A 22,504-nucleotide genomic window follows, 5' to 3' on the forward strand; every position below is an offset into this window, starting at 1 on the left:
GCAGGCCACGCGTGCACGTACGGGTCAGGCGCGGGCCAGGACCTGCAGGATTTCGGCCGTGTCTTCACGGGTCTGCCAGGCGCTGTTGCCCAGGGTGAGCATGCGTGCGGCGAAGTCGCGCGCGTTGGGCATGTCGTCCTGCGGCACGATGCCGCGCAGGTACGCGTAGTCGGGCAGGGCATGGATGAACATGCGGCTGGCGCCGAGACCGCGTGGCCACAGCTCTTTCAGCACGGCATCGCGGGCCCGCTGGCTGGGTAGCAGCAGCATCAGCATCGGCCAGGTGCCGCCGGTACCGGCCAGCCCATCGACCACTTCCACCGCCGGCAGCTTTGCCAACTGCACGCGCAGCTGCAATGCACGCAGGCGCCCTGCCTGCAGGAAGGCCGGCAGGCGCCGCGCGGCATGTGCACCGATGTTCTGCCGCCACTGGCTGACCCGGTGCTGCGGAATCTCCAGCGGGAAAATGTCACCGACCGCTTCTTCCAGGTCGCCACGCTGCAATGCGCTGCGCAGCGGATTTCCGTACACCAGCGACAGCAGCGACGGCCGATAGCAGGCGGCCAGGCCGAGCAGCTGCACACTGCGCAGCAGTTCCCAGCGCAGGTTGAAGCGCACCTGTTCGGCGGCATGTCCGGCCAGCGCGGCACGCAGTTCGTCATCGCGGCTGACCAGCAGGCCGCCTTCGTGCAGGCTCAGGCCCTTGCCGGCGGCCAGGCTGAAGAATCCGATATCGCCGCGCAGGCCGACACTGGTGTTGCCAACGCGTGCGCCGAGCGCCTGCGCGGCATCCTCGATCACCCAGGCGCCGGCGCCGCGCGCAACCTCGCAGGCCAGCTCGACATCGGCGATGCGCCCGCCCAGGTGAGTGGGCAGGATCGCCAGCGTGCGTGCATCGGCCAGGCGCTTGAGCTGGCCAGGGTCGAAATCGAAGTGGCCATGACGGGTGTCGCACAGCTGTACGCGAAGGCCCAGGCTGTGCACCGCGATCGGCACCAGCGGGCAGGTGTAGGCCGGCAGGATCACGGTGTCGCGCTGGGGCGCGCGCCTGCGCAGCGTTCGCAGCGCGATCAGCAGCGCGTGCGTGCCGGAACAGGTCAACTGCAGCGGCGGTGTGCCGAGCTGGCTGGCCAGGACCGCGCGCAGGTCGCCACCGCCAGGAAGGAAGTCGCTGGCCTGCATCGGCAGGCCGGCGGTGGGCGGCAGCTCGCGCGCGAACAGGCTCATCGCAACGTGCTCATGCGGTGCTTTCGGCAGGGCTGTGCGGATCGTCCGCTTCGGCACGGCCCAGGCAGACGATGCCGGCCACGATCAGTACCGCGCCGACCAGGTGATGCAGGGTCAGCGGTTCGTTCAACAGCCACGCCGACAGCAGCAGAACGCTGATCACTTCCAGGTGCGATGCGGCAAATGCAGGGCCGATCGGCGCATGGCGCAGCAGGCTCATCCAGGTGAAGAACGCACCCACGTAGCCGAGGATGGCGCCGTACACCCACGGCTGCGACAGCACACGCAGCAGCCAGGCGGTGTTGGCCTCGACCGGCAGCGCGGCATCACCGGCATACTTGAAGCACAGCTGGGCCAGCGTGTCGAAGGCCATCAGCAGCGGGAAGCCGATCACATACAGACGCCTCATGAGCCGGCCCCCACCACCGCCACGCCTGCAGTGACCAGCAGCATGCCGGTCACCCGCAGCGGGGTGAGCTTCTCGCGGAACAGGAAACGGCCGGCGATCATCAGCGCGACGATGTTGATCGAGCCCAGCAGCACGCCCTTGGACAGCGGCACCAGCGACAGGAAGGCGATCCAGGCGACGAACTCAAGCACGTAGCAGGCGATGCCGATCCACAGCCAGGGCCGGCTGAGCATGTGTTTCCAGCGCTGCAGGCCTTCGCCGTCCTGCGGGTCGCTGGCGGCGGCCTTGAAGGCAAGCTGGCCACCGGTATCGAGCACCACGTTGGCCAGCCACAGCAGCGTGGCGAGTGCCCCCATCTCAGGCCACCGCCTTGAGTACGCCCGTGCGTTCACCGATCTCGGTGAAAAAGCGCGCGCTGCGACGGATCACATCGCGGCGTTCGCGGTCGATGGTGATCATGTGGTAGCTGTCTTCCAGTACCACCAGTTCCTTCGGGCCGCTGACCCGCGACATCACCAGCTCGGCGTTGCCCATGCTGGCCACGTCGTCTTCGCGGGCGTGCATCACCAGGCACGGTGCGGTGACCTGGTGCAGATGGCGGCGGGTCCAGTTGCTCAGCGCACGCATCTCGGCCAGCGCATGCCAGGGGTTGCCCGGCAGCCCGGCGGCGGCACTGTCGCCGGACAGCATGGCGGCGCTGACCTGCGCGCGCAGGCGCTCGTCACGCAGGCCGTAGGGCGGCTCTTCCATGAACATGCGGTCGCGGCCGATGTTGAAGCGCTTGAACCACGGCAGCAGGAACGAGAAGCGGGCCACGGCGGGGATGTTCCAGCCGTCGTAGCGGAAAGTGGCGCCGTATACGCCGACCCCGGACACCCACTCCGGGCGACGTGCAGCCAGGGCCAGCGACAGCACCGCGCCCATCGACAGGCCACCGACGAACAGCTGGTCGACCTTGCCGCGCAGGGTTGCCGCCGCATCTTCCACGCCCTGGTACCACTGTTCCCAGGTGGTCGCCAGCAGGTCATCCACGCTGCCGCAATGGCCGGGCAGCTGCACGCCGTGCACGGTGAAACCGGCGTTGTTCAGCCCTTTGCCCAGCATGCGCATTTCCGCCGGGGTGCCGGTCAGGCCATGGACCAGCAGCACGCCCTGTGGGCCACCGGGGAGGAAGAAGTCGTGCGATTCGGTCACCTGGCGGCTCCGGGACGGCAGTGGGGATGGCAGGATCGCAAGCGCGATTTTCGCCAGCCTTTCAGCGCCCCGGGCCGGGTCAGGGCGCCTTCAGCAGCGGCAGTGTGATGGCGACCTTCAGTCCGCCATCGGGGCGGTTCAGGAAGCTCAGGCGGCCGCCGAAGTGCTCCACCGCCTCGTGCGCGATGGCCAGGCCGAGGCCGGTGCCGCTGGCATTGGTGCCCGGTGCCCGGAAGAAGCGCTCGCCCAGCCGTGGCATCACGTCGTCGGGCACGCCGGGGCCGTTGTCTTCCACATACAGTTCGACATCATTGTCGTCCAGCGCGTGCACGCCGACCGTGACGGTCGCATTGCGGCCGGCATAACGCAGGGCGTTGTCGATCAGGTTGTCCAGCGCTTCCTGCAGCATGGCGCCGTTGCCGAGTACACGCAGCGGATGGGGGCTGCCGCGGTAGCCCAGGTCGATGCCATCACGGATCGCCTCCGGAACGCGCGTGCCGACCCACTGCGGCACCAGCTCGCACAGGTCCAGTGCCTCCACGGTATCGGGCACGGTCTGCGCCCGGCTCAGCGCCAGCAGCTGGGTGCTGACCCGGGCCGTGCGCTGGTTGAGCCGGCGGATGTGCTGCAGTGCCTCGCGCACCGTATCGGGGTCACCATGTGCCAGCGCCTGGTCCACGTGCAGGGCCATGCCCGCAAGCGGCGAACGCAGCTGGTGCGCGGCATCGGCGATGAAGCGGTTCTGCAGGGTGATCATTTCCGCCTGGCGGGCAAACAGATCGTCGATGGTGCTGATCAGTGGCTGGATCTCCTCCGGCACGTCGGCATCGGAGATCGGTGCCAGTTCGCCGCGGCGCTGCGCCAGGCGGGTCCTCAGCGGGGTCAGGATGCGCAGGCCGTAGGTCACGCCGAACCAGACCAGCGCGGCAGTGCCCAGCGCCAGCATGGTCATCAGCGGGATGATGATCATCAGGATCTCGCGCGCACGCTGTCGGCGGTCGGCCATGCTCTCGGCCACCGTCACCGCCAGCTGGTCCTGCGGATCGTTCATCGCCTGCGTGCAGACGGTGGCCATGCGCACCTGCTGGCCATTGAGGTTGCCGTCGTACAGCGCCGGATGCACGCCGGTGCAGTCCTGCGAGGGGGCATAGGGGCTGAAGTCGGCGTTGCCGCTGAGGGTGCCCTTGCGGCTGCTGTCGACGTTGAAGTAGCGATGGCCGTCGGGGTCGTACTCGATCAGGAAGCGCGCCTGCGGAGACAGGTCGCTGGTCACCGGCATGGTGCTCAGCATCTGCGCGAACGAGTGGGTGTCGTCGATCAGGTTGCGGTCGTGGATGCGGTTGGAATAGTCCAGCGCAACGTAATAGGCCAGGATCGTGTTGAAGGTGAGCAGGCCCAGCATCGGCAGCGCCAGGAAGGCGAGCAGGCGCCGGCGCAGGCTGGGGGGGCCACTGATCACGAGGCGCTTTCGTCCTGCGCGTCTTCCAGCATGTAGCCCAGCCCGCGCACGGTGCGGATGCCCATGCCGCCGGGCTGCAGCTTGCGGCGCAGGCGGTGCAGGGCGATGTCCAGGCCGTTGTCGGTCAGATCCTGGCCCCAGTCGCACAGCGCTTCCACCAGCTGCGCGCGCGATACGATGCGCTCGGCGCGTACCGCCAGTGCCGACAGCAGGCCGAATTCGCGCGCGGTCAGTTCCAGCGACTGGTCGTCGATCCACACCCGATGCCCGGCCAGGTCGATGCGCAGGCGGCCGATGCGCAGGTCCGGGTTGCCATTGCTGGTGACCCGGCGCAGCTGGGCACGCACGCGTGCTTCGAATTCGTCCAGCGCGAACGGCTTGACCAGGTAGTCGTCGGCACCCAGGTCGAGCACACGCACGCGCTCGGCCAGACCGTCACGGGCGGTCACCACCAGCACTGCGAGGCCATCTCCGCGCAGGCGCAGGCGCTGCAGCACGTCGCGGCCATCCAGCTGCGGCAGGCCCAGGTCCAGCACAAGCAGTGCGTACTGGGTCGAGCCCAGGGCGGCGTCGGCATGTGCGCCATTGTCGACGTGGTCGACCACGTGCCCCTGCCGGCGCAGCGAGGCGCACAGGCCGGAGGCGATGTCCGGGTCGTCTTCAGCAATCAGAACGCGCATGCGCGGGGGCTCCTGTAACGGTCAGGCCCACCGGATGGACGGGGTGGGCCTCTCTCGGCTGCCGAGGGTAGCCGCAAACCGGGTGAAGGTGGAGCGCGCCGCTACCGCCGGGTGCCGTCGCGCTGTCCCGCCATTCAGTCCTGCAGGCCGGGCTCGCCCTGCGCCAGCGGCACCCGCGAACCGTCCAGCAGGCCACGGCTGAGCCTGCCATCTTCGATGAACAGCAGTTCGCCGTTCTCGCCGTTCTTGATGCTGCTGTCGATGGCGATCACACGGTCGCCATGGAAGCTGCTGACATGCGGCATCGAGGTATGGCCGACCACGATGCGCGAGAGCTGCAGGCGGTCGAGCACGTTCTGCACCCCTGCGGTGTCCAGGCGCCCATCGAAGTAGCCGCGGTACCAGATCGGGCTGGTCTTGCCGTCATACAGCGGTGCGGTGGCCGGGTCGGCCTTCACTTCGGCCCTGGGCAGGCCGAGCGAGGCCTGGTAGGCCGCGTTGGTGCGCGCCGGGTCCAGCGCCAGCTCGACGGCTTCGGGCGAAATGCCGCCGTGCAGGAACAGGGTGTCACCGATCTTCAGCAGTACCGGGCGGGTGCGCAGCCACTGCCCGATCACCGAGTCGGGACCGTACAGTTGCGGGTAGCTGCGACCGAGCAGCTGGGCGCTGCGCAGGTACTTCGGGTTGACATAGCGCAGGTCGTCGTACAGCACCATGGTCTCGTGGTTGCCGAGCACGAAGTGCACCGCGCCGCCGGCCGCAGCCGCCTGCTGCTGCAGGCCATACAGCAGCCAGAAGGCTTCGGTCACCTGCGGGCCGCGATCGAATACATCGCCGGCGATGACCAGGGTGTCCTTGCCCAGCGCCCAGCGATCCTGTGCGTCGATGACCTGGTGGGCGCGCAGCAGGCGCACCAGCAGTCCGTACTGGCCGTGGATGTCGGACAGCGCGACGATGCGTGGCACGGCCGGCAGCACCGAGATCGACGGTGCATTCGGGGCAGCCACATGCACCGTGTGTTCGTAGCCGCAGCGCGGGGCGATATCGGTACCTGCGGCCTGCGTGGCAAGCGTGTGCGACTCGATCTTGTCGTCGCAGATCCATCTGGCCTGCAGCCGGTCGCCCTCGCGGAACACATAGGGGCCATCGGCCTGCACGTGGTCGGCGGGCGCGGCAACCTCGCGGGCCTGTGTGGCTCCGGCGCTGCAGGCCAGCAGCGGCAGCAGCAGGGCGGTCATCAGGGAACGGCGATAGCGCGACATCGGCGGTGTCCGGCGGCGGAAACATCCGATGCTAACCGGCACGACCGGATCGTGGTGTGCGCGAATGGGCGGGTCAGGCGCCGTGCCCGTCGTCCTTGAGCTTGCGCACACGTGTTGCGGCGGCCTGCAGGGGCTGGCCGTCACGCCCGCGCGGCTGCATGTAGGGCAGCGGCCGCCGCGTCGCCGATTCGATCAGCTGTGAATGGGCTTCGCCTGCACCGAAGCGATGGCGCTCTCCCCACTGGCGCAGTGCGACCAGCAGCGGGAACAGTTCCAGGCCTGCGGCGGTGAGCACGTATTCCTGGTAGGCCGAGCCGTCGGAGGCCGGTTGCAGTTGCAGGATGCCGGCCTCGACCAGCCTGCGCAGGCGATCACTGAGGATGTTGCGGGCGGCGCCCAGGCTGCGCTGGAAGTCGCCGAAGCGGCTGACGCCGTCGAAGGCATCGCGGATCACCAGCAGTGCCCAGCGATCACCGAGCAGATCGGCGCTGCGGGCAACGGGGCAGGGGCTGTCTGCGTGCATGGCGGTCTCCGTCCGATGTGGTTGCAGTTTAAAACCAATGGCGCTAGCCTGCATCCGGTTTCAATATGCAACCAGATAATGAATGCCATGCCGATTCCACGCTCCCTGCTGGTGCTGCTTGCGGTTGCCGCCGGTGCCAGCGTTGCCAATGTCTATTACGCACAACCGCTGCTGGATCGGCTGGCGCAGGCCTTTGCCTTGGAGCGGGCAGTAGCCGGTGCGGTGCTGGCCGCGACCCAGGCCGGCAGCGTGCTGGCATTAATCGGATTGCTGCCGCTGGCTGATCGCGGTGATCGGCGGCGCCTGCTGCGGCTGCAGTTGGCGGCACTGGTGGTGGCTCTGCTGTGGCTGGCGGCGGCACGCACGGCCAGCTGGCTGTTGTCGGGCATGCTGCTGGCCGGGCTGTTGGGCACCGCGCTGACCCAGGGCTTGATCGCCTACACGGCAGCGATGGCCCCGGCCACGCAGCGCGGGCGCGTGGTGGGGGTGGTGCAGGGCGGGGTGTTCATCGGGCTGCTGCTGGCGCGGGTGCTGTCCGGCACGGTGGCGGCCATCGCCGGCTGGCAAGCGGTCTACCTGTTGTCGGCAGCGGTGATGGCGGCCCTGTCCATACTGCTGTGGCGGCGCCTGCCGGCCGTGCCGATACCGGCGTTGCCGCCACGTTGGGGCGAACTGCTGGGCTCGATGCTGGGCATGCTGCGCGAGGACCGAACGCTGCGCGAGCGCGGGCCGCTGGCGTTGCTGCTGTTTGCGGGGCTCAACGTGTTCTGGGCCGCCGCCCCGTTGCCGCTGTCGGCACCGCCGCTGCACTGGTCCACCGCGGCCATCGGTGCGCTGGGCCTGGCCGGGGTGGTGGGTGCATTGATGGCAGCGCGGGTCGGGCACTGGATGGACTGCGGTTTTGCCGATCGGGTCAGTCTTGGCGCGTTGCTGCTGATGCTGGTCGCGTGGTGGCCGCTGCTGGGCCTGCCGCAGTCGCTGTCGTTGCTGCTGCTGGGTGTGATCGTGCTCGATCTGGGTGGGCAGGCGCTGCATGTATCGAACCAGGCGCTGCTGCTGGGCGCGCCGGGTGAGCAGCATGGACGCCTGGTGGCCTTGTACATGCTGTTCTATGCCGTGGGTAGCGGTGCCGGTGCGGCGGCTGGGCCCTGGATGCAGGCCCGGCATGGCTGGCCTGCGGTGTGCCTGCTGGGCGCCGGCATCGCGGTGCTCGCGCTGCTGTGGTGGGCGGCGTGGCGGGTGGTGGCGGTGAAAGCAGCAGCTGGCGGCCGTATTGGTCGAGCCGGCTGTCGGTAGAGGCGACTGTCAGTCGACTGCTCTTCGCCCCGCGTGCGAAAAATCCCGCGCTGCGCGCGATAGTCGACCAGCGGTCGACTCTACCTGTCCTGTCGTCATCGCTGCAGTGCACGCCGTCCCGGGGCTTCCTGCAGGTCCGCGCTGGCCACCACCACGCGGTTGCGGCCGCTGCGCTTGGCCTCGTACATCGCGGCGTCGGCACGTGCCATCAGCCGCTCGTAATCCGGATGACCATCGTGACCGGCCACGCCGATGCTGGCGGTCAGCTCCAGCACCTGGCCATTGGCCAGTGCTACCGGCGACTGTGCGATCTGCCGGCGCAGGCTCTCGGCGATCACCGCGGCCTGTGATTCGCTGGCCGCGACCAGCACCACCACGAACTCCTCGCCGCCATAGCGGAACAGGTAATCACTGCCGCGGGTCAGCTGGCCGAGCAGGCCGGCGACGTGCTGCAACGCGCGGTCGCCGGCATCGTGGCCGTGGCCGTCGTTGATTGCCTTGAAATGATCCAGGTCGAGCAGCAGCAGCGAGAACGGCGTGCGGTTGCGTGTGGCCAGCTCGATTTCCCGGCGCAGCACGGTGGGCAGGAAGCGGCGGTTGAGCAGGTTGGTCAGCGCGTCGCTGCCGGCATCCAGTTCGCCGATGCGTTCGAACAGCAGCGTCATCAGGGTACGGATGCTGGCCAGGTCCTCGCGGATCGACGGCAGGGCTGCCAGGCGTTGCGCAGGGTCATCGTCCGTGGCGCGCTGCAGGCATCCGTCGATGCGGGCCATCAGCCGGCCGACCTGCTGGGTCTCGCTGCTTTCGCCAAAGCTGGGAATACCCTTGTGGGTGAACCACAGGCCGAATTCGGAGGTGGCCAGGCTGGCGCTGTCGCTTCCCTGCATATGGCCGGCCAACGCGTAGAGGAGGGCGTTTTCCCAGTCCAGCAGCAGTGCACGCTGGCGCTCGCGTTCGGTGCTGACGTTCTGCACCAGCGAGAACAGCCGGTATGCCGCGTCGGCGCGGCTGGAGCGCTCGCGCGCATGGGTGTAGGCGAGGGTCATGCCTTCCATGGCGATGTCCATGATCGCACTGAGGCAGTCGATGGCGGCGAATGCGGTGGCACTGTCGGGCGCGTCGTCACGCAGGCGCACGAACAGCGCGTGCTTGAGCACGCGCGCGCCGCGGGTGACCAGGTCGACGGGAATACCGACCCGTGCATGCACATCGCCGATCACCCGTTGCGAGGCAACGGTGGCGACGACGCCGGCGGCGTCGGTGGTCAGCAGCTGCACCAGCCAGCGCTGCATGGCCGGCTGCAGGCGCTGCTTGACCTGGTCATGGGACAGGAAGCGGCGTGCACGCGCGTCCTGCAGCAGCACTTCGTAGAAGCGTTGGGCCAGCGCCGGTGGGGCATCGGCGGCAGCGGCATGCAGCAGCGCGGTAGCGGCTGGGCCGGCCTGCTGCAGGCACAGCTGCCACGCCTCGGCCAGCGGCTGGCTGGCATCGTCCAGTTGGGGTGTTTCCACGTCGATCTCTGACTGCGTACGACAAACCACGGGTATCGGCCGCGGAGGCGTGCGGTTGATGGCGGGTTAGCCGGCCAGTTTACGCGCCGTGCAGGGTTGCACGGTGCGCAAACCACATCGGCGCCGCTGCGGCAATGAGTGAACGCATTTGAGAATCAATCGCATTGGTGGGAGAATGCGCGCACGGAACGGGCTGCAGGTGCCTGCAGCACTGCTCCGCCTCCCCCTCGTCGCTGCCTCAAGCCCTTTGCCAGAGGCCCCGTAGCCCTGCCAGAAGGTCCTGATCATGTCTCCTGCCGTTGTCCTATCGCCGCGCCCGCTGGCGCTTGCTGTTGCCGCCCTGCTGGCCGGCAGTGCCCTGACCGCCCAGGCCGAAACCGACGCTACCGATATCGACACGGTGCACGTCACCGCCTCGCAGATCGCGCGCCAGGCACTGGGTACCTCGACCATCACCGCCGAGGACATCGCCCGGCGCCCGCCAGCCAATGACATCGCCGAGCTGCTGCGGACCATGCCCGGCGTCAACCTGACCGGCAACAGTGCCTCGGGCCAGTACGGCAACAACCGCCAGATCGATCTGCGTGGCATGGGCCCGGAAAACACCCTGATCCTGGTCGATGGCAAGCGCATCGGCGCACGCGATGCCGTGCGCATGGGGCGCAGCGGTGAGCGCAATACCCGCGGTGACACCAACTGGGTGCCGGCGGAAATGATCGAGCGCATCGAAGTGCTGCGCGGCCCGGCGGCGGCACGCTATGGCTCCGGTGCTTCTGGCGGCGTGGTCAACATCATCACCAAGCGCCCGACCGGCGACCTGACCGGTGCGGTCGACCTGTACGGCCTGGTGCCCGAGCACAGCGCCGAAGGCGGCAGCGAGCGCGTCGGCCTGCAGTTGAGCGGGCCGATGACCGACACCCTGTCGTTCCGCCTGTACGGCAATCTCAACAAGACCGACGCCGATTCGCTGGAACTCAACCGTGACTTCGCGACGAATCCGAACGCGGTGCCGCCGGCCGGCCGCGAGGGCGTCAAGAACCGCGATGTCAACGCGCTGCTGCGCTGGGACGTGACCGCCAACCAGGTGGTGGAGTTCGAAGCCGGCACCAGCCGCCAGGGCAACATCTACGCCGGCGACCGTGCGGTCAGCACCACCGGCACTTCGACCGGCATCGATCTGGCCGCCCTGGCCGACAACAAGGCGGAAACCAACCGCATGTACCGCAACACCGGCGCGATCACCCATCGTGGCCGCTGGGGCGACGTGACCTCGCGGGTGACCGCCGCGGTGGAAGCGGTGAACAACTCGCGCATCAACGAAGGCCTGGCCGGTGGCCCGGAAGGCAGCTTCAACGGTACCGACTGGTCGACCTCGCGCCTGCGCAACTACCAGCTGGATGGCGAAGTGAGTTTCCCGACCACGCTGGGCGGCGCCGAGAACATCTGGACGCTGGGCTTCGAGTACCTGGACAGCCGCCTGACCGACCCGTATTCGATGAGCCAGTCCAGTACCAGCGGCGGCGGCATCCCGGGGCTGTCGGCCGATCGCGCACGCGGCAAGTCCGACGCGCAGACCACGGCCGTGTTCGTGGAAGACAACATCTACCTGGGTGAGCGCTGGATCGTTACCCCGGGCCTGCGCTTCGACCACCACAGCCAGTTCGGCAACAACACCAGCCCCAGCCTCAATGCGCAGTTCCGCATCAACAGCGACTGGGTGGTAAAGGGCGGCATCGCCCGCGCGTTCAAGGCGCCGAACCTGTACCAGTCGAATCCGGACTATCTGTACTACACCCGTGGCAATGGCTGCCCGAATGCACTGCCAAGCCTGGGCGCCGGCTGCTACATGCGCGGCAACGCGGACCTGAAGGCGGAAACCAGCCTGAACAAGGAACTGGGCATCGAGTGGGCACCGCAGAGCGGCTGGCAGGCGTCGTTGACCTACTTCCACAACGACTACAAGGACAAGATCCAGGCCGGCTACACCCAGATCGGCCTGACTGCCGACACCAGGGGCCGCATCTTCCGCTGGGAGAACGCACCGAAGGCGATCGTGCAGGGGCTTGAAGGCAACCTGGTGATCCCGTTGCTGGGCGAGCAGGGCAACCGCCTGAAGTGGAGCAACAACTTCACCTACATGGTGGAAAACGAGAACAAGAGCACCGGCCAGCCGCTGTCGGTGATTCCGAAGTACACCGTCAACACGATGCTGGACTGGCAGGCCACCGACAAGCTGTCGCTGCTGCTGACCGGCACGTTCTACGGCAAGCAGAAGCCGGCCACCACCAACATCAACAATGATCCGCGCTGCACCGGTACCTGCGATCCGTCGCTCGCGCTGCAGGACCGTGGTGCGTACAACATCTGGGGCGTGAGCGCGCGCTACAAGGTGACCGAGACGGTCAGCTTCGGTTTCGGCGTCAACAACCTGGCCGACAAGCGCCTGTTCCGCGAGGCCAACAGCAGCGATGCCGGCGCGGCAACCTACAACGAGCCGGGCCGCGCGTACTGGGCCAGCCTGCGTTTCGGGTTCTGATCCGATGAGAACTGCGCCGGGGCGTTCCCCGGCGCAGCCTGGGGGTTACTTCACCTGCCGGCAATCGCGCAGGTGGACGCCACCGGTGTCCATCTTGTCGACCACGCCTTCCAGTTTCACCCAGTCGTTCTCGCGCAGGGTGGCGCCCAGTGCCATCTGATCCGGGGCCAGCGCACAGTGCACGGTGAAGTTGGCGTTGTTGTCGTCGTTCGACTGGCGCCCGCCGATGCCACCGATGCCCTTCATCCTGGTGACCAGATAGCCCACCTCGAAGGTCTTGGCAAAGCGGTTGGCTTGGGCGGTGTAGACCTGGCCATCGATGACGAAACGACGGCCGAAATACTTGACGAGCAACGGCTGGTACATCGCATCGGTATCCGGCGGGGTGCTGGTGCCGGAGAACAGCGCCCTGAGCGGTGCGGTGTTGATTTCCCGCTGCAGCCGCTTGGAGTCCTTGCCCATTTCGGTGGACATGCCGACCGCGGTGGCCTGGATCGGCTTGTCGAAACCGCTGGAAACACGCACGGCTTCGGCGATCGCCTCGCCTTCCGGGCCGGTCTTGAGCTTGTCCAGCCAGCCACACAGCGCGCTGCGTGCGTCCTCTTCCTTGGCGGTCTGCCCGCGCGACAGCTTGGTGCCGACCACCACGTTGCCACCATTGGAGGCGGTGATGATGCTGACCAGTGGCATCTTGGTGTCGGTCTGCAGCACGTACATCTGGCCTTCGGTCTCGGTGATGACGTCACCGCTGACGAAGTTGTTGCCCTCATCAAGCGCTGCCTTGCGCAGCTGGCCCAGCGCACTGCGGGGCTTCAGGCCGGGAAGGGTGACCTCGGAGGTGAAGAACTGGCCATTGCGGGGGTCGCCTACCGCCTGGAAGTTCTGCTGGCAGGTCTTGGCCGAGGCGCTTGCGGCCGTGCCCAGCGCGCAGGCCACGGCGACGGCGACCCAGGGGGTCTTGGTAGTCCACATGTTCCGGATTCCTTGTGCTTGGGTGTCCATTGCGGGCAGCAACGCCGAAGCGATCCGGCTGCCCGTTCCCCATCCAGAGGGGATGCGGCCATCATAGTGTGGCCCGGCACGGGCGCAAGCTGCGGCGAGCCGCGGCGTGCAGTCTGCAATGTTATAAACACCGTGATAGTTTCCCCACGGCCGCCGGCGTAGCCTGCCTCCATCGCAAAGGAGCTGTTGCCATGGGCCACGACCACGATCACCTGCCATCCGAGATCCGCCACGAGAAACCCTTGTGGTGGGCGCTCGGCCTGACCTCCACCTTCCTCGTCGTCGAAGTGGTGGGCGCGTTCTGGACCAACAGCCTGGCGCTGTTGTCCGATGCGGCGCACATGGCCACCGATGCTCTGGCATTGATGATCGCGCTGGTCGCGGTGCGGCTGAGCCGGCGCCCGCCGGACGCGCGTCGCACCTACGGCTATGCGCGCCTGGAAGCGCTGGGCGCGATGATCAACGGCGCGATGCTGTTCGTGGTTGCCGGCTACATCCTGTGGGAAGCCATTGGGCGTTTCCGTGAACCGCAGGAGATTGCCTCGTCGGGCATGCTGGTGATCGCGGCGGCGGGCCTGGTCATCAACCTGATCTCGATGCGCCTGCTGCAGGCCGGCAGCGGCGAGAGCCTCAACGTGAAGGGCGCCTACCTGGAAGTGTGGGCGGACATGCTCGGCTCGGTGGCAGTGATTGCTGGCGCGCTGTTGATCAAGTGGACCGGCTGGAAGCCGATCGATCCGATCCTGGCGGTACTGATCGGCCTGTGGGTGCTGCCGCGCACCTACGTACTGATGCGAGAGGCGATCAACGTGCTGCTGGAAGGCGTGCCCAAGGGCATGGACGTGGCCAAGGTGCGTGACAGCCTGTCCGGCCACGCTGCGGTGCTGGACGTGCATGACCTGCATGTATGGGCGCTGGCCTCCAGCACCCCGGCGCTGACCGCGCACATTGTGATGCGCGACGGCACCGATGCCGATGCGCTGCGCCGTGAGCTGGGCGGGCGCCTGCACGATGACTTCGGCATCGAGCACGTGACACTGCAGCTCGAAGCGGACCACTGCGGCGAAGCCTGTGGTGAGCCGGCGCCGGCCAAGGGCGGCGAGCACGAAGGCCATGAGGGCCACGACCACGGCGAGGACGCGCAGGGCCATCGCGGTCACGTGCATCGTTGAATGAAAATGAAGGCCGCACCGGGGAATGCCCGGTGCGGTCATTCGTCCCGTCGCGAGGCCAGCCGATCCGCCAGCCGGGTCGGCTCCGGCAGCCGGTAGCCACGCAGCGTGCGTTGCACCCAGTCCAGCGCGGTATCAGCACTGACCCGATGGCCGCCGGCCACGAACAGAGGCTTGCAGCGCAGCTTGCTGCGCAGCACCCAGCCAAGTTGTTCATCACCATCCTGCAGCGGCGTATGCGCACCGGCCTCGGCGCCCGGTTCGACGAACCGGCCCACCAGTTTCGACTTGGCCACGCCGATGCTCGGCAGGTCGGTCACCACACCCAGATGCGCGGCCACGCCCAACCGGCGTGGATGGCTGATGCCGTGGCCGTCGACGAACACCAGGTCCGGCGTGCGCGGCAGCAGCGCCAGCGCGGCCAGCAGTGCCGGCAGTTCGCGGAAGCTGAGCAGGCCGGGGATGTAAGGCATCACCGTAGGAATCCGCGCGATTTCCTGCGCTACGGGCTGCAGCGTCTTCGCATCCAGCAGCACCGCCGCGGCGCGGGTGATGGCGCCGTTGTCTTCGAAGCCGACATCCAGCCCGGCCAGCCAGCGCACGTTGCGCGGCAGGCGGTCCTGGCGCTCCACGCGGCCAGCCAGCCGGATCTGCTGCTCGCGGGCGGCGGCGACGCTGCCTTCCCAGCGCCCGGGGTCGATCACCGTATTCATTGGCCGCAGCATCGCATGCGCGGTGCCACGGCCCGGTGAGTGGCGCCCGGGGCTACAATGGCCGCCTGCCTTTCCTCGCGTTGGAGACCCTGCAGTGACCCGTAAACTCGTACTGTTGCGCCATGGCCAGAGCCAGTGGAACCTGGACAACCGCTTCACCGGCTGGGTCGATGTCGACCTGACCGAGCAGGGGCGCCGGGAAGCGGCCGCCGCCGGTCGCCTGATGCGCGAGGAAGGCCTGCAGTTCGACGTTGCCCACACCTCCGTGCTCAAGCGCGCCATCCACACCCTGCAGGGGGCGCTGGCCGAGCTGGAGCAGGACTGGCTGCCGGTGAACAAGTCCTGGCGCCTCAACGAGCGCCACTACGGCGGCCTGCAGGGCCTGGACAAGGCCGAGACCGCCGCCAAGCACGGCGAGGACCAGGTCAAGGTGTGGCGTCGTTCGTACGACATCCCGCCGCCGGCCATGGACCTGGAAGATCCGGGCCACCCGATCCATGACCGCCGCTACGCCGGCCTGGACCGCAACGCGCTGCCGGGCACCGAATCTCTGGCCACCACCCTGGACCGCGTGCTGCCGTACTGGCACGACGCCATCGCGCCGCAGCTGAAGGACGGCAAGACCGTGCTGGTCACCGCCCACGGCAACTCGCTGCGCGCGCTATACAAGTACCTCAACAATGTCTCGCGCGAGGAAATCCTCGAGCTGAACATCCCGACCGGCATCCCGCTGCTGTTCGAACTGAACGATGATCTGACCGTGCAGTCGTTCCGCTACCTGGGTGACCCGGAAGCGGCGCGCAAGGCTGCTGAAGCCGTAGCCAACCAGGGCAAGGCGCGGTAGATACCCACCGCTGGTGGGTATTGCTCTGGCGGGTTGTGCGGACCAACGGTCCGCACGTGCCCGATTGCGGCCACGGGCGTTCCCCCTGTGACCTTTGGCCGGTCCCACCGCAGGCCTCCCCGGCTACCCTGTGAAATTACCCGCAGGAGAGCCTCATGAACGTCCGCAACCTGGTCCCGCTGGGCCTGACCCTCGCCATCGCTGCCTCGCTGGCCGCCTGTGGCAAGAATGAAACTGCACCGGCCGCCAGCGCCGACGCCAAGCCGGCCTTCGACCAGTCGCAGATCAAGACCGCGCTGATCAGCCTCAACAGTGCCGATCTGGATCCGGCCATCTCGGCCTGTACCGACCTCAATGGCTTCGTCAACAGCAAGTGGCTGAAGGCCAATCCGGTGCCGGGCGACCAGACCACCTGGGGCAGCTTCGAGATCCTGCGCGAGCGCTCGCTGGAAGTGCAGCACGCGCTGGTCCAGCAGGCCGCCGCCAGCCAGGCCAAGGCCGGCTCGGTGGAAGCCAAGATCGGTGACATCTGGAAGACCGGCAACGACGAAGCCAAGATCGAAGCCGCCGGCCTGGCGCCGCTGCAGCCGCAGCTGGACAAGATCACCGCGCTGAACGACACCGCCGCCATCACCCAGTACCTGCGCGACAGCCAGGCCGAGGGCAAGGGCGTGCTGTTCTCGCTGTTCGCCAATGCCGACTACAAGGATTCGGCCAACGTCATCGCCTACGTCGGCCAGGGCGGCCTGGGCCTGCCGGAGAAGGGCTACTACTTCGACGATGCGCAGGCCAAGATCCGCGACGCCTACGTGGCCTACATCGCACAGGTGCTGACCCTGTCCGGCGTGGACGCGGCACAGGCCGCCGAGCAGGCCAAGGCCGTGATGGCCTTCGAAACCCGCCTGGCCAAGGCCTCGATGTCGCGCATCGAAATGCGTGACCCGGCCAAGCGCTACAACCCGCTCAGCGCCGCCGACGCCGACAAGCTGACCCCGAACTTCAGCTGGACCGCGCTGTTTGACACCCTGAAGGTGCCGGCCGCGCAGAAGTTCTCGCTGGCGCAGCCGGGCTTCTTCGGTGAAATGGACAAGATGCTCGCCGATGTGCCGGCCAGCACCTGGCAGGCCTACCTGCGCTTCCACACCATCGACGACGCCTCGCCCTACCTGAGCAGCCAGTTCGAGAAGGCCAACTTCGAGTTCTTCGGCAAGACCCTGCGCGGCCAGCAGGAGATGCAGCCGCGTTGGAAGCGCGTGCTGGAGTCGGTCAACGGTGGCATGGGTGAAGCCCTGGGCCAGCTGTACGTCGACGCCGTGTTCCCGGCCGAGTCCAAGGTGGCCATGCAGCACCTGGTGGAGAACCTCTCGGTGGCGCTGAAGGCGCGCCTGGAGCAGCTGCCGTGGATGGGCGAAGAAACCAAGAAGAAGGCACTGGAAAAGTGGGCCAGTTTCACCCCGAAGATCGGTTACCCGGACAAGTGGCGTGAGTGGACCGGCCTGCAGACCAACGGTGACAGCTACCTGGGCAACATGCAGGCGGCACGTGCGTTCAACTACCGCTACATGCTGGACAAGATCGGCAAGCCGGTGGACAAGACCGAGTGGGGCATGACCCCGCAGACCGTCAACGCGTACTACAACGCCACCAAGAACGAGATCGTGTTCCCGGCGGCGATCCTGCAGGCGCCGTTCTTCGACGCCAAGGCCGATCCGGCGTTGAACTACGGCGGCATCGGTGCGGTCATCGGCCACGAGATGATGCACGGCTACGACGACTCGGGCAGCCAGTTCGCCGCCAACGGCAACTTCGACAACTGGTGGACCGACGCCGACCGCAAGGCCTTCACCGAGCGTACCGACCAGCTGGTCGCACAGTTCGATGGCTATGAGTCGGTGCCGGGCGTGTTCGTCAAGGGCAAGCTGACCCTGGGCGAGAACATCGGTGATCTGGGCGGCCTGACCGTGGCCTACGACGCGCTGCAGATGGCGCTGAAGGAAGATCCGAAGGCGAATGTCGAGGTCGATGGCCACAGCCAGGACCAGCGCTTCTTCATGAACTGGGCCACAGTGTGGCGCCGCAACTTCACCGACGGTGAGCTGCGCGTCCGCCTGAACACCGACCCGCATGCGCCGGCCAACTTCCGTGCCAACGGTGCACCGTCGAACATGCCCTCCTATGCCGCTGCATTCCAGTGCAAGGCCGGCGACGCGATGGTGCGTGCCGACGACAAGCGCGTGGTGATCTGGTAATCGATCGCACGTGATGCGTGATGCGAAAGGCCCGGCGAACGCCGGGCCTTTTGTTTGTCGACCCGGTGGCGCCGGATCGGTAGAGTCGACCGCTAGTCGACTATCGCGCGCAGCGCGGGGTTTTCGCGATCGGTACGAAGAGCAGTCGACTAGCAGTCGACTCTACCGACGAGCCGGCCAGAGCATCAGTCAGGCCAGCTCCGGTTCCCGTGCCAGCATGCGATGGAAGCGCTGCAGCACGTAGGGATCGATCAGTCCGCCGGACTGCTCGTCGATGATGCGCAACGCAGTCTCGCGTTCCATCGCCGCGCGGTAGGGGCGTACGCTGGTCATGGCATCGTAGGCATCCGCAACGGTGACGATGCGTGAGCCCAGCGGAATGCTCTCGCCACGCAGGCCATCGGGATAGCCGCTGCCATCGAAGGCCTCGTGATGGGCGCGGATCAGGCGTGCGACCGGTGCCGCGTCGCTGCGGCCGGTGGCGAGGAAGATGTGTTCGCCGCGCACCGGATGCTCGCGCATGATCGCGCGTTCTTCGTCGCTATGCCGGCGCGGTGTCAGCAGTACATCGTCGGGAATGCCGATCTTGCCGATGTCGTGGAAGCGCGCGGCCAGGCCGATCTGCGAACAGGCATCGTGATCGAGATCGCAGTGCGTGGCCAGGCGCTGCGCGAGCAGGCCAACGCGGTCGCAATGGTGGCGGGTGTAAGCGTCGCGCATCTGCAGCGACATCGAGAGGGCATCGATCAGGCAGGCCTGCGCGTGCAGCAGGTCGGGGGCGGGTACGGCGTCAGGGAACATGGTCATCCGCCCGCACCGGGTGGGGACCGGTGCGGGGTGTTCGGGGGCGATCAACCCGGGGCGAGGGTGGTCAGAAGGGCGCGGGCCGCGTTGAAGCGGTCTTCCGGCAACGGCAGCGGGTGCTTGATGCGCAGCTTGTCGGGCCCTTCCATGGCGTAGAGGTTCGGTTGTTTCTGGATCAGCTGGATCACCGCCATCGGATCGATGTTCGGCTTGGACTCGAACACGATGCGGCCGCCGTTTTCGCCCAGGTCCAGCTTGCGGATGCCCAGCGTGTTGGCTTTCAGCTTCAGCTCGGCGATGGCGAACAGATGCTTGGCTGCATCCGGCAGCAGGCCGAAACGATCGATCATCTCCACCTGCAGCTCGCGAAGCGCATCGCTGTCGCGCGCGCTGGAAATGCGCTTGTACAGGGTCAGGCGGGTGTGCACGTCCGGCAGGTAGTCTTCCGGGATCAGTGCCGGTACATGCAGCTCGACTTCGGCGCCGCGCACTTCCTCGCCGGCATCCAGGTCGGGCAGCTTGCCCTGCTTGATGCTGCGCACCGCGCGTTCCAGCAGCTCGGTGTAGAGGCTGAAGCCGACCTCGGCCATCTGCCCGCTCTGGTCCTCGCCGAGCAGTTCACCGGCACCGCGGATCTCCAGATCGTGCGTGGCCAGGGTGAAGCCGGCACCGAGCTCGTCCATCGAGGCGATGGCTTCCAGGCGCTTTTCGGCGTCCGGAGTGATCGAGCGGCGGTCGGGCGCGACCAGGTAGGCGTAGGCGCGGTGGTGCGAACGACCGACACGGCCACGCAGCTGGTGCAGCTGGGCCAGGCCGAAGCGGTCGGCGCGGTTGATGATGATGGTGTTGGCGTTGGGGATGTCGATGCCCGACTCGATGATCGTGGTCGACAGCAGTACGTTGAAGCGCTGCTTCTGGAAATCCAGCATCACCTTTTCCAGCTCGCGCTCGGGCATCTGCCCGTGGGCGACGCCAATGCGTGCCTCGGGCACCAGCTCGGACAGCTCGCGCTGCATGCGGCCGATGCTTTCCACGTCGTTGTGCAGGAAGTACAGCTGGCCACCGCGAGCGAGCTCGCGCTGGAAGGCTTCGCGCAGCAGCGCGTTGTCCCACTGGGTGATGAAGGTCTGCACCGCCAGCCGGTTCGGCGGCGGCGTGGCGATGATCGACAGGTCGCGCAGGCCGGCCATGGCCATGTTCAAGGTGCGCGGGATCGGCGTGGCGGTCAGCGTCAGCAGGTGCACGTTGGCGCGCAGCGCCTTCAGGGCTTCCTTCTGGCGCACGCCGAAACGCTGCTCCTCGTCGACGATGACCATGCCCAGGTCCTTGAACTTCACGTCCGGCTGCAGCAGGCGATGGGTGCCGACGATGACGTCGATGGTGCCGGCGGCCACCTTCTCCAGTTCGGCCTTGATTTCCTTGGCAGTCTTGAAGCGCGACAGCACTTCGACCTTCATCGGATAGTCGGCGAAGCGGTCGCGGAAGTTGCGGTAGTGCTGCTCGGCCAACAGCGTGGTCGGCACCAGCACGGCCACCTGCTTGCCGGCACTGGCAGCGGCGAATGCCGCACGCACGGCCACCTCGGTCTTGCCGAAGCCGACGTCGCCGCAGACCACGCGGTCCATCGGCTGGCTGCTGGCCAGGTCGCGCAGGGTGGCATCGATCGCGGCCAACTGGTCCGGGGTTTCCTCGAACGGGAAGCCGGCCGCGAACGGCTCGTACATCGCGCGGTCGACCTGCAGTGCCAGGCCGGCACGTGCCTGGCGCCGGGCCTGGATCTCCAGCAGTTCGGCAGCAACGTCGCGTACTTTTTCGGCGGCCTTGCGCTTGGCCTTGCTCCACTGCTCGCCACCGAGCGAATGCAGCGGCGCGGTTTCCGCTGAAGCACCGGAGTAGCGGCTGATCAGGTGCAGCTGGGCGACCGGCACGTACAGGCGGTCACCCTTGGCGTATTCGATTTCGAGGAACTCGCCGGGCATGCCGCCGACGTCCATCGCGATCAGGCCACGGTAGCGGCCGACGCCATGGTCCTCGTGCACGATCGGCGCGCCCTCGGTCAGTTCGCCGAGGTCGCGGATGATCGCTTCCGGCTCGCGGCCGGCACGGCGCGTGCGGCGGGTGCTGCCGGCGCGCTCGGGGAACAGCTGGCGCTCGGTCAGCACCGCGATGCGCGGGTCGTCCAGTGCGAAGCCATCCTCCAGCGGCGCCACCGCGATCGCGAAGCGCGCATCGTCGGCGAGGAAGCTGGGCAGGTCGGCCACTACCGGTGGCTTCAGCTCGGCGGCCTGCAGCACTTCCAGCAGGGCCTCGCGACGCCCGGGCGAATCGGCGGCAATCAGTACCCGGCCCGGATAGTGGCCGAGGAAGGATTTCAGCGCGTCGCCAGCGGGGGCCTCGCGTGCGGCCACCGGCAGCGGCGGCAGCGGCTGGTCACCCAACGCATGGGCATCGGCGATGCGCGCGTGGTCAGCCGACCACACCTCGATGCGCGGGGCATCGTTCAGGCGCTCGCGCAGCAGCTCCGGCGACAGGTACAGCGCCGACGGCGGCAGCAGCGGCCGTTCGACGTCGTGGCGGCGCTGTTCGTAACGCTCGCCGGTCTGCGCCCAGAACGCCTCGGCGGCTTCGCCGGCACCGGCACAGACCACCGGCAGGCTGCCGTCGGGCAGGTAGTCGAACAGGGTTGCGGTGCGTTCGAAGAACAGCGGCAGGTAGTACTCGACGCCAGCCGGGGCCAGCCCGGACTTCAGGTCCTGGTACAGCGCGCTGCGCCGGGTATCCACATCGAAGCGCTCGCGCAGCGTGGCCAGCACGCGAGCGATGCTGGCCTCGTCCATCGGGACTTCGCGGCCGGGCAGCATGTGCACGGACTCGACCTTGTCCAGCGAACGCTGGCTTTCCGGGTCGAAGGCACGGATCGAGTCGATGTCTTCGTCCAGCAGCTCCACGCGCAGCGGCTCGTCGGCACCCATCGGGTACACGTCCAGCAGGCCACCGCGCACGGCGAAGTCGCCCGGGTCCATCACCTGCGGCACGTTGCGGTAGCCGGCGCTTTCCAGGCGGCGCTTCTCGGCCTCCAGATCCAGGCGCTGGCCGACCTTCAGGTCGAAGCTGCCACCGATCACGTAGCTGCGCGGGGCCAGCTGCTGCAGCAGGGTCTGCACCGGCACGATCACCAGGCCACGCTTCAGCGCGGGCAGGCGGTGCAGGGCAGCCAGGCGCTGCGAGATGATGTCCGGATGCGGGCTGAAGCGGTCGTAGGGCAGGGTTTCCCAGTCCGGGAAGGCGACCACCGGCAGTGACGGGTCGCTGCCCAGCAGGGTCTGCAGGTCGGCTTCGAGCTGATTGGCGCCGTGGTTGTCACGGGCGATCACCAGCAGCGGGGCATCGTGCGCACGCGCGGCCTGGGCCAGGTACCAGGCCAGGGCGGTCGGCGAGGCGGGGGCGCGCCACCAGGCGCGGAGCTGGCCGGCGCGCGGCAGCGGCGGGGCGGGGTATGAGGTACGCGACATGGACCCCGGATTTTAGCAGAAGCCCGATCGAAGCCCGGTGGGTCGTATCGGCCGTTGGCCGGCAGCCTCATGTGCCGTTGGGGTAACGCAATGCCGGCCAGCGGCCGGCAC

General features: G+C 67.7%; 18 protein-coding genes. 5 read left to right on the top strand and 13 right to left on the bottom strand.

The window, feature by feature from the left end; translation table 11 throughout:
* Nucleotides 1-24: 24 nt before the first annotated feature.
* The 8 genes from AC5P57_RS02335 to AC5P57_RS02370 all read right to left on the bottom strand — a co-directional run bounded on the left by AC5P57_RS02335 (nucleotide 25) and on the right by AC5P57_RS02370 (nucleotide 6,754).
* Entirely contained in the window at nucleotides 25-1,227 is a 1,203-nt protein-coding gene (locus tag AC5P57_RS02335) for a DegT/DnrJ/EryC1/StrS family aminotransferase (RefSeq protein WP_262236181.1), read from the bottom strand.
* Between the two features lie 10 nt (nucleotides 1,228-1,237).
* Entirely contained in the window at nucleotides 1,238-1,636 is a 399-nt protein-coding gene (locus tag AC5P57_RS02340; protein ID WP_049429588.1) for a DMT family transporter, read from the bottom strand.
* Nucleotides 1,633-1,992, bottom strand: a complete 360-nt coding sequence (locus AC5P57_RS02345; RefSeq protein ID WP_006425769.1) for an EamA family transporter — start codon at nucleotides 1,990-1,992, stop codon at nucleotides 1,633-1,635. The genes AC5P57_RS02340 and AC5P57_RS02345 overlap by 4 nt, the downstream gene beginning before the upstream one ends.
* A gap of 1 nt (nucleotide 1,993) precedes the next feature.
* Nucleotides 1,994-2,830, bottom strand: coding sequence for an alpha/beta hydrolase (locus AC5P57_RS02350; RefSeq protein WP_010483180.1), 837 nt, complete (start codon nucleotides 2,828-2,830; stop codon nucleotides 1,994-1,996).
* 79 nt (nucleotides 2,831-2,909) lie between these two features.
* Nucleotides 2,910-4,289, bottom strand: a complete 1,380-nt coding sequence (locus AC5P57_RS02355; RefSeq protein WP_262236183.1) for a sensor histidine kinase — start codon at nucleotides 4,287-4,289, stop codon at nucleotides 2,910-2,912.
* Nucleotides 4,286-4,969, bottom strand: coding sequence for a response regulator (locus AC5P57_RS02360; RefSeq protein ID WP_099552402.1), 684 nt, complete (start codon nucleotides 4,967-4,969; stop codon nucleotides 4,286-4,288). The genes AC5P57_RS02355 and AC5P57_RS02360 overlap by 4 nt, the downstream gene beginning before the upstream one ends.
* Before the next feature lie 134 nt (nucleotides 4,970-5,103).
* A complete protein-coding gene (locus tag AC5P57_RS02365) occupies nucleotides 5,104-6,231 on the bottom strand; it encodes a metallophosphoesterase (RefSeq protein WP_262236185.1) in 1,128 nt (375 codons plus the stop codon).
* A gap of 73 nt (nucleotides 6,232-6,304) precedes the next feature.
* The gene (locus AC5P57_RS02370) at nucleotides 6,305-6,754 is read right to left on the bottom strand and encodes a winged helix-turn-helix transcriptional regulator (protein ID WP_099552400.1); all 450 of its coding nucleotides are present in this window, start codon (nucleotides 6,752-6,754) and stop codon (nucleotides 6,305-6,307) included.
* Nucleotides 6,755-6,832: 78 nt separating this feature from the next.
* Here AC5P57_RS02370 and AC5P57_RS02375 point away from each other — a divergent pair, with 78 nt between their 5' ends.
* On the top strand, nucleotides 6,833-8,050 hold the full coding sequence (locus AC5P57_RS02375; protein ID WP_262236187.1) for an MFS transporter: 1,218 nt from the start codon (nucleotides 6,833-6,835) through the stop codon (nucleotides 8,048-8,050).
* Between the two features lie 95 nt (nucleotides 8,051-8,145).
* Here AC5P57_RS02375 and AC5P57_RS02380 read toward each other — a convergent pair whose 3' ends face one another.
* A complete protein-coding gene (locus AC5P57_RS02380) occupies nucleotides 8,146-9,561 on the bottom strand; it encodes a GGDEF domain-containing protein (protein WP_099554724.1) in 1,416 nt (471 codons plus the stop codon).
* Between the two features lie 286 nt (nucleotides 9,562-9,847).
* On the opposite strand from AC5P57_RS02380, the gene AC5P57_RS02385 reads away from it, so the two are divergent.
* Nucleotides 9,848-12,097 (top strand): TonB-dependent siderophore receptor, encoded by a 2,250-nt coding sequence (locus AC5P57_RS02385; protein ID WP_099554726.1) that lies wholly within the window; start codon nucleotides 9,848-9,850, stop codon nucleotides 12,095-12,097.
* A 45-nt stretch (nucleotides 12,098-12,142) separates the two neighbouring features.
* On the opposite strand, the gene AC5P57_RS02390 is transcribed toward AC5P57_RS02385, so the two are convergent.
* The gene (locus AC5P57_RS02390) at nucleotides 12,143-13,069 is read right to left on the bottom strand and encodes a hypothetical protein (protein ID WP_099554728.1); all 927 of its coding nucleotides are present in this window, start codon (nucleotides 13,067-13,069) and stop codon (nucleotides 12,143-12,145) included.
* A gap of 221 nt (nucleotides 13,070-13,290) precedes the next feature.
* Between AC5P57_RS02390 and AC5P57_RS02395 the strand changes: the two genes are divergently transcribed.
* Nucleotides 13,291-14,271, top strand: coding sequence for a cation diffusion facilitator family transporter (locus tag AC5P57_RS02395; RefSeq protein WP_099554730.1), 981 nt, complete (start codon nucleotides 13,291-13,293; stop codon nucleotides 14,269-14,271).
* Nucleotides 14,272-14,309: 38 nt separating this feature from the next.
* On the opposite strand, the gene nfi is transcribed toward AC5P57_RS02395, so the two are convergent.
* On the bottom strand, nucleotides 14,310-14,984 hold the full coding sequence (gene nfi / locus AC5P57_RS02400; protein ID WP_099554732.1) for a deoxyribonuclease V: 675 nt from the start codon (nucleotides 14,982-14,984) through the stop codon (nucleotides 14,310-14,312).
* Nucleotides 14,985-15,078: 94 nt separating this feature from the next.
* Here nfi and gpmA point away from each other — a divergent pair, with 94 nt between their 5' ends.
* Both gpmA and AC5P57_RS02410 read left to right on the top strand, forming a co-directional pair.
* Complete coding sequence (gpmA, locus tag AC5P57_RS02405) at nucleotides 15,079-15,828, top strand: 2,3-diphosphoglycerate-dependent phosphoglycerate mutase (RefSeq protein ID WP_033830680.1); 750 nt, start codon at nucleotides 15,079-15,081, stop codon at nucleotides 15,826-15,828.
* A 155-nt stretch (nucleotides 15,829-15,983) separates the two neighbouring features.
* Nucleotides 15,984-18,077, top strand: a complete 2,094-nt coding sequence (locus AC5P57_RS02410) for a M13 family metallopeptidase (protein WP_262236190.1) — start codon at nucleotides 15,984-15,986, stop codon at nucleotides 18,075-18,077.
* 189 nt (nucleotides 18,078-18,266) lie between these two features.
* Here AC5P57_RS02410 and AC5P57_RS02415 read toward each other — a convergent pair whose 3' ends face one another.
* Both AC5P57_RS02415 and mfd read right to left on the bottom strand, forming a co-directional pair.
* Nucleotides 18,267-18,884: an HD-GYP domain-containing protein gene (locus AC5P57_RS02415; protein ID WP_262236192.1), complete on the bottom strand. Its 618-nt coding sequence runs from the start codon at nucleotides 18,882-18,884 to the stop codon at nucleotides 18,267-18,269.
* A gap of 44 nt (nucleotides 18,885-18,928) precedes the next feature.
* Entirely contained in the window at nucleotides 18,929-22,393 is a 3,465-nt protein-coding gene (gene mfd, locus AC5P57_RS02420) for a transcription-repair coupling factor (RefSeq protein ID WP_099554738.1), read from the bottom strand.
* Between the last annotated feature and the right edge of the window lie 111 nt (nucleotides 22,394-22,504).

This window comes from Stenotrophomonas sp. YJH_SMC_79, assembly GCF_059367995.1.

Excerpts from the sequence above, each read along its gene's own strand:
- AC5P57_RS02360 (WP_099552402.1), bottom strand. The coding sequence starts at position 4,969 with ATGCGCGTTCTGATTGCTGAAGACGACCCGGACATCGCCTCCGGCCTG.
- AC5P57_RS02335 (WP_262236181.1), bottom strand. The coding sequence starts at position 1,227 with ATGAGCCTGTTCGCGCGCGAGCTGCCGCCCACCGCCGGCCTGCCGATG.
- AC5P57_RS02365 (WP_262236185.1), bottom strand. The coding sequence starts at position 6,231 with ATGTCGCGCTATCGCCGTTCCCTGATGACCGCCCTGCTGCTGCCGCTG.
- AC5P57_RS02370 (WP_099552400.1), bottom strand. The coding sequence starts at position 6,754 with ATGCACGCAGACAGCCCCTGCCCCGTTGCCCGCAGCGCCGATCTGCTC.
- AC5P57_RS02375 (WP_262236187.1), top strand. The coding sequence starts at position 6,833 with ATGAATGCCATGCCGATTCCACGCTCCCTGCTGGTGCTGCTTGCGGTT.
- AC5P57_RS02390 (WP_099554728.1), bottom strand. The coding sequence starts at position 13,069 with ATGTGGACTACCAAGACCCCCTGGGTCGCCGTCGCCGTGGCCTGCGCG.
- nfi (WP_099554732.1), bottom strand. The coding sequence starts at position 14,984 with ATGAATACGGTGATCGACCCCGGGCGCTGGGAAGGCAGCGTCGCCGCC.
- mfd (WP_099554738.1), bottom strand. The coding sequence starts at position 22,393 with ATGTCGCGTACCTCATACCCCGCCCCGCCGCTGCCGCGCGCCGGCCAG.
- AC5P57_RS02385 (WP_099554726.1), top strand. The coding sequence starts at position 9,848 with ATGTCTCCTGCCGTTGTCCTATCGCCGCGCCCGCTGGCGCTTGCTGTT.
- AC5P57_RS02340 (WP_049429588.1), bottom strand. The coding sequence starts at position 1,636 with ATGAGGCGTCTGTATGTGATCGGCTTCCCGCTGCTGATGGCCTTCGAC.
- AC5P57_RS02410 (WP_262236190.1), top strand. The coding sequence starts at position 15,984 with ATGAACGTCCGCAACCTGGTCCCGCTGGGCCTGACCCTCGCCATCGCT.
- AC5P57_RS02345 (WP_006425769.1), bottom strand. The coding sequence starts at position 1,992 with ATGGGGGCACTCGCCACGCTGCTGTGGCTGGCCAACGTGGTGCTCGAT.
- AC5P57_RS02415 (WP_262236192.1), bottom strand. The coding sequence starts at position 18,884 with ATGACCATGTTCCCTGACGCCGTACCCGCCCCCGACCTGCTGCACGCG.
- AC5P57_RS02395 (WP_099554730.1), top strand. The coding sequence starts at position 13,291 with ATGGGCCACGACCACGATCACCTGCCATCCGAGATCCGCCACGAGAAA.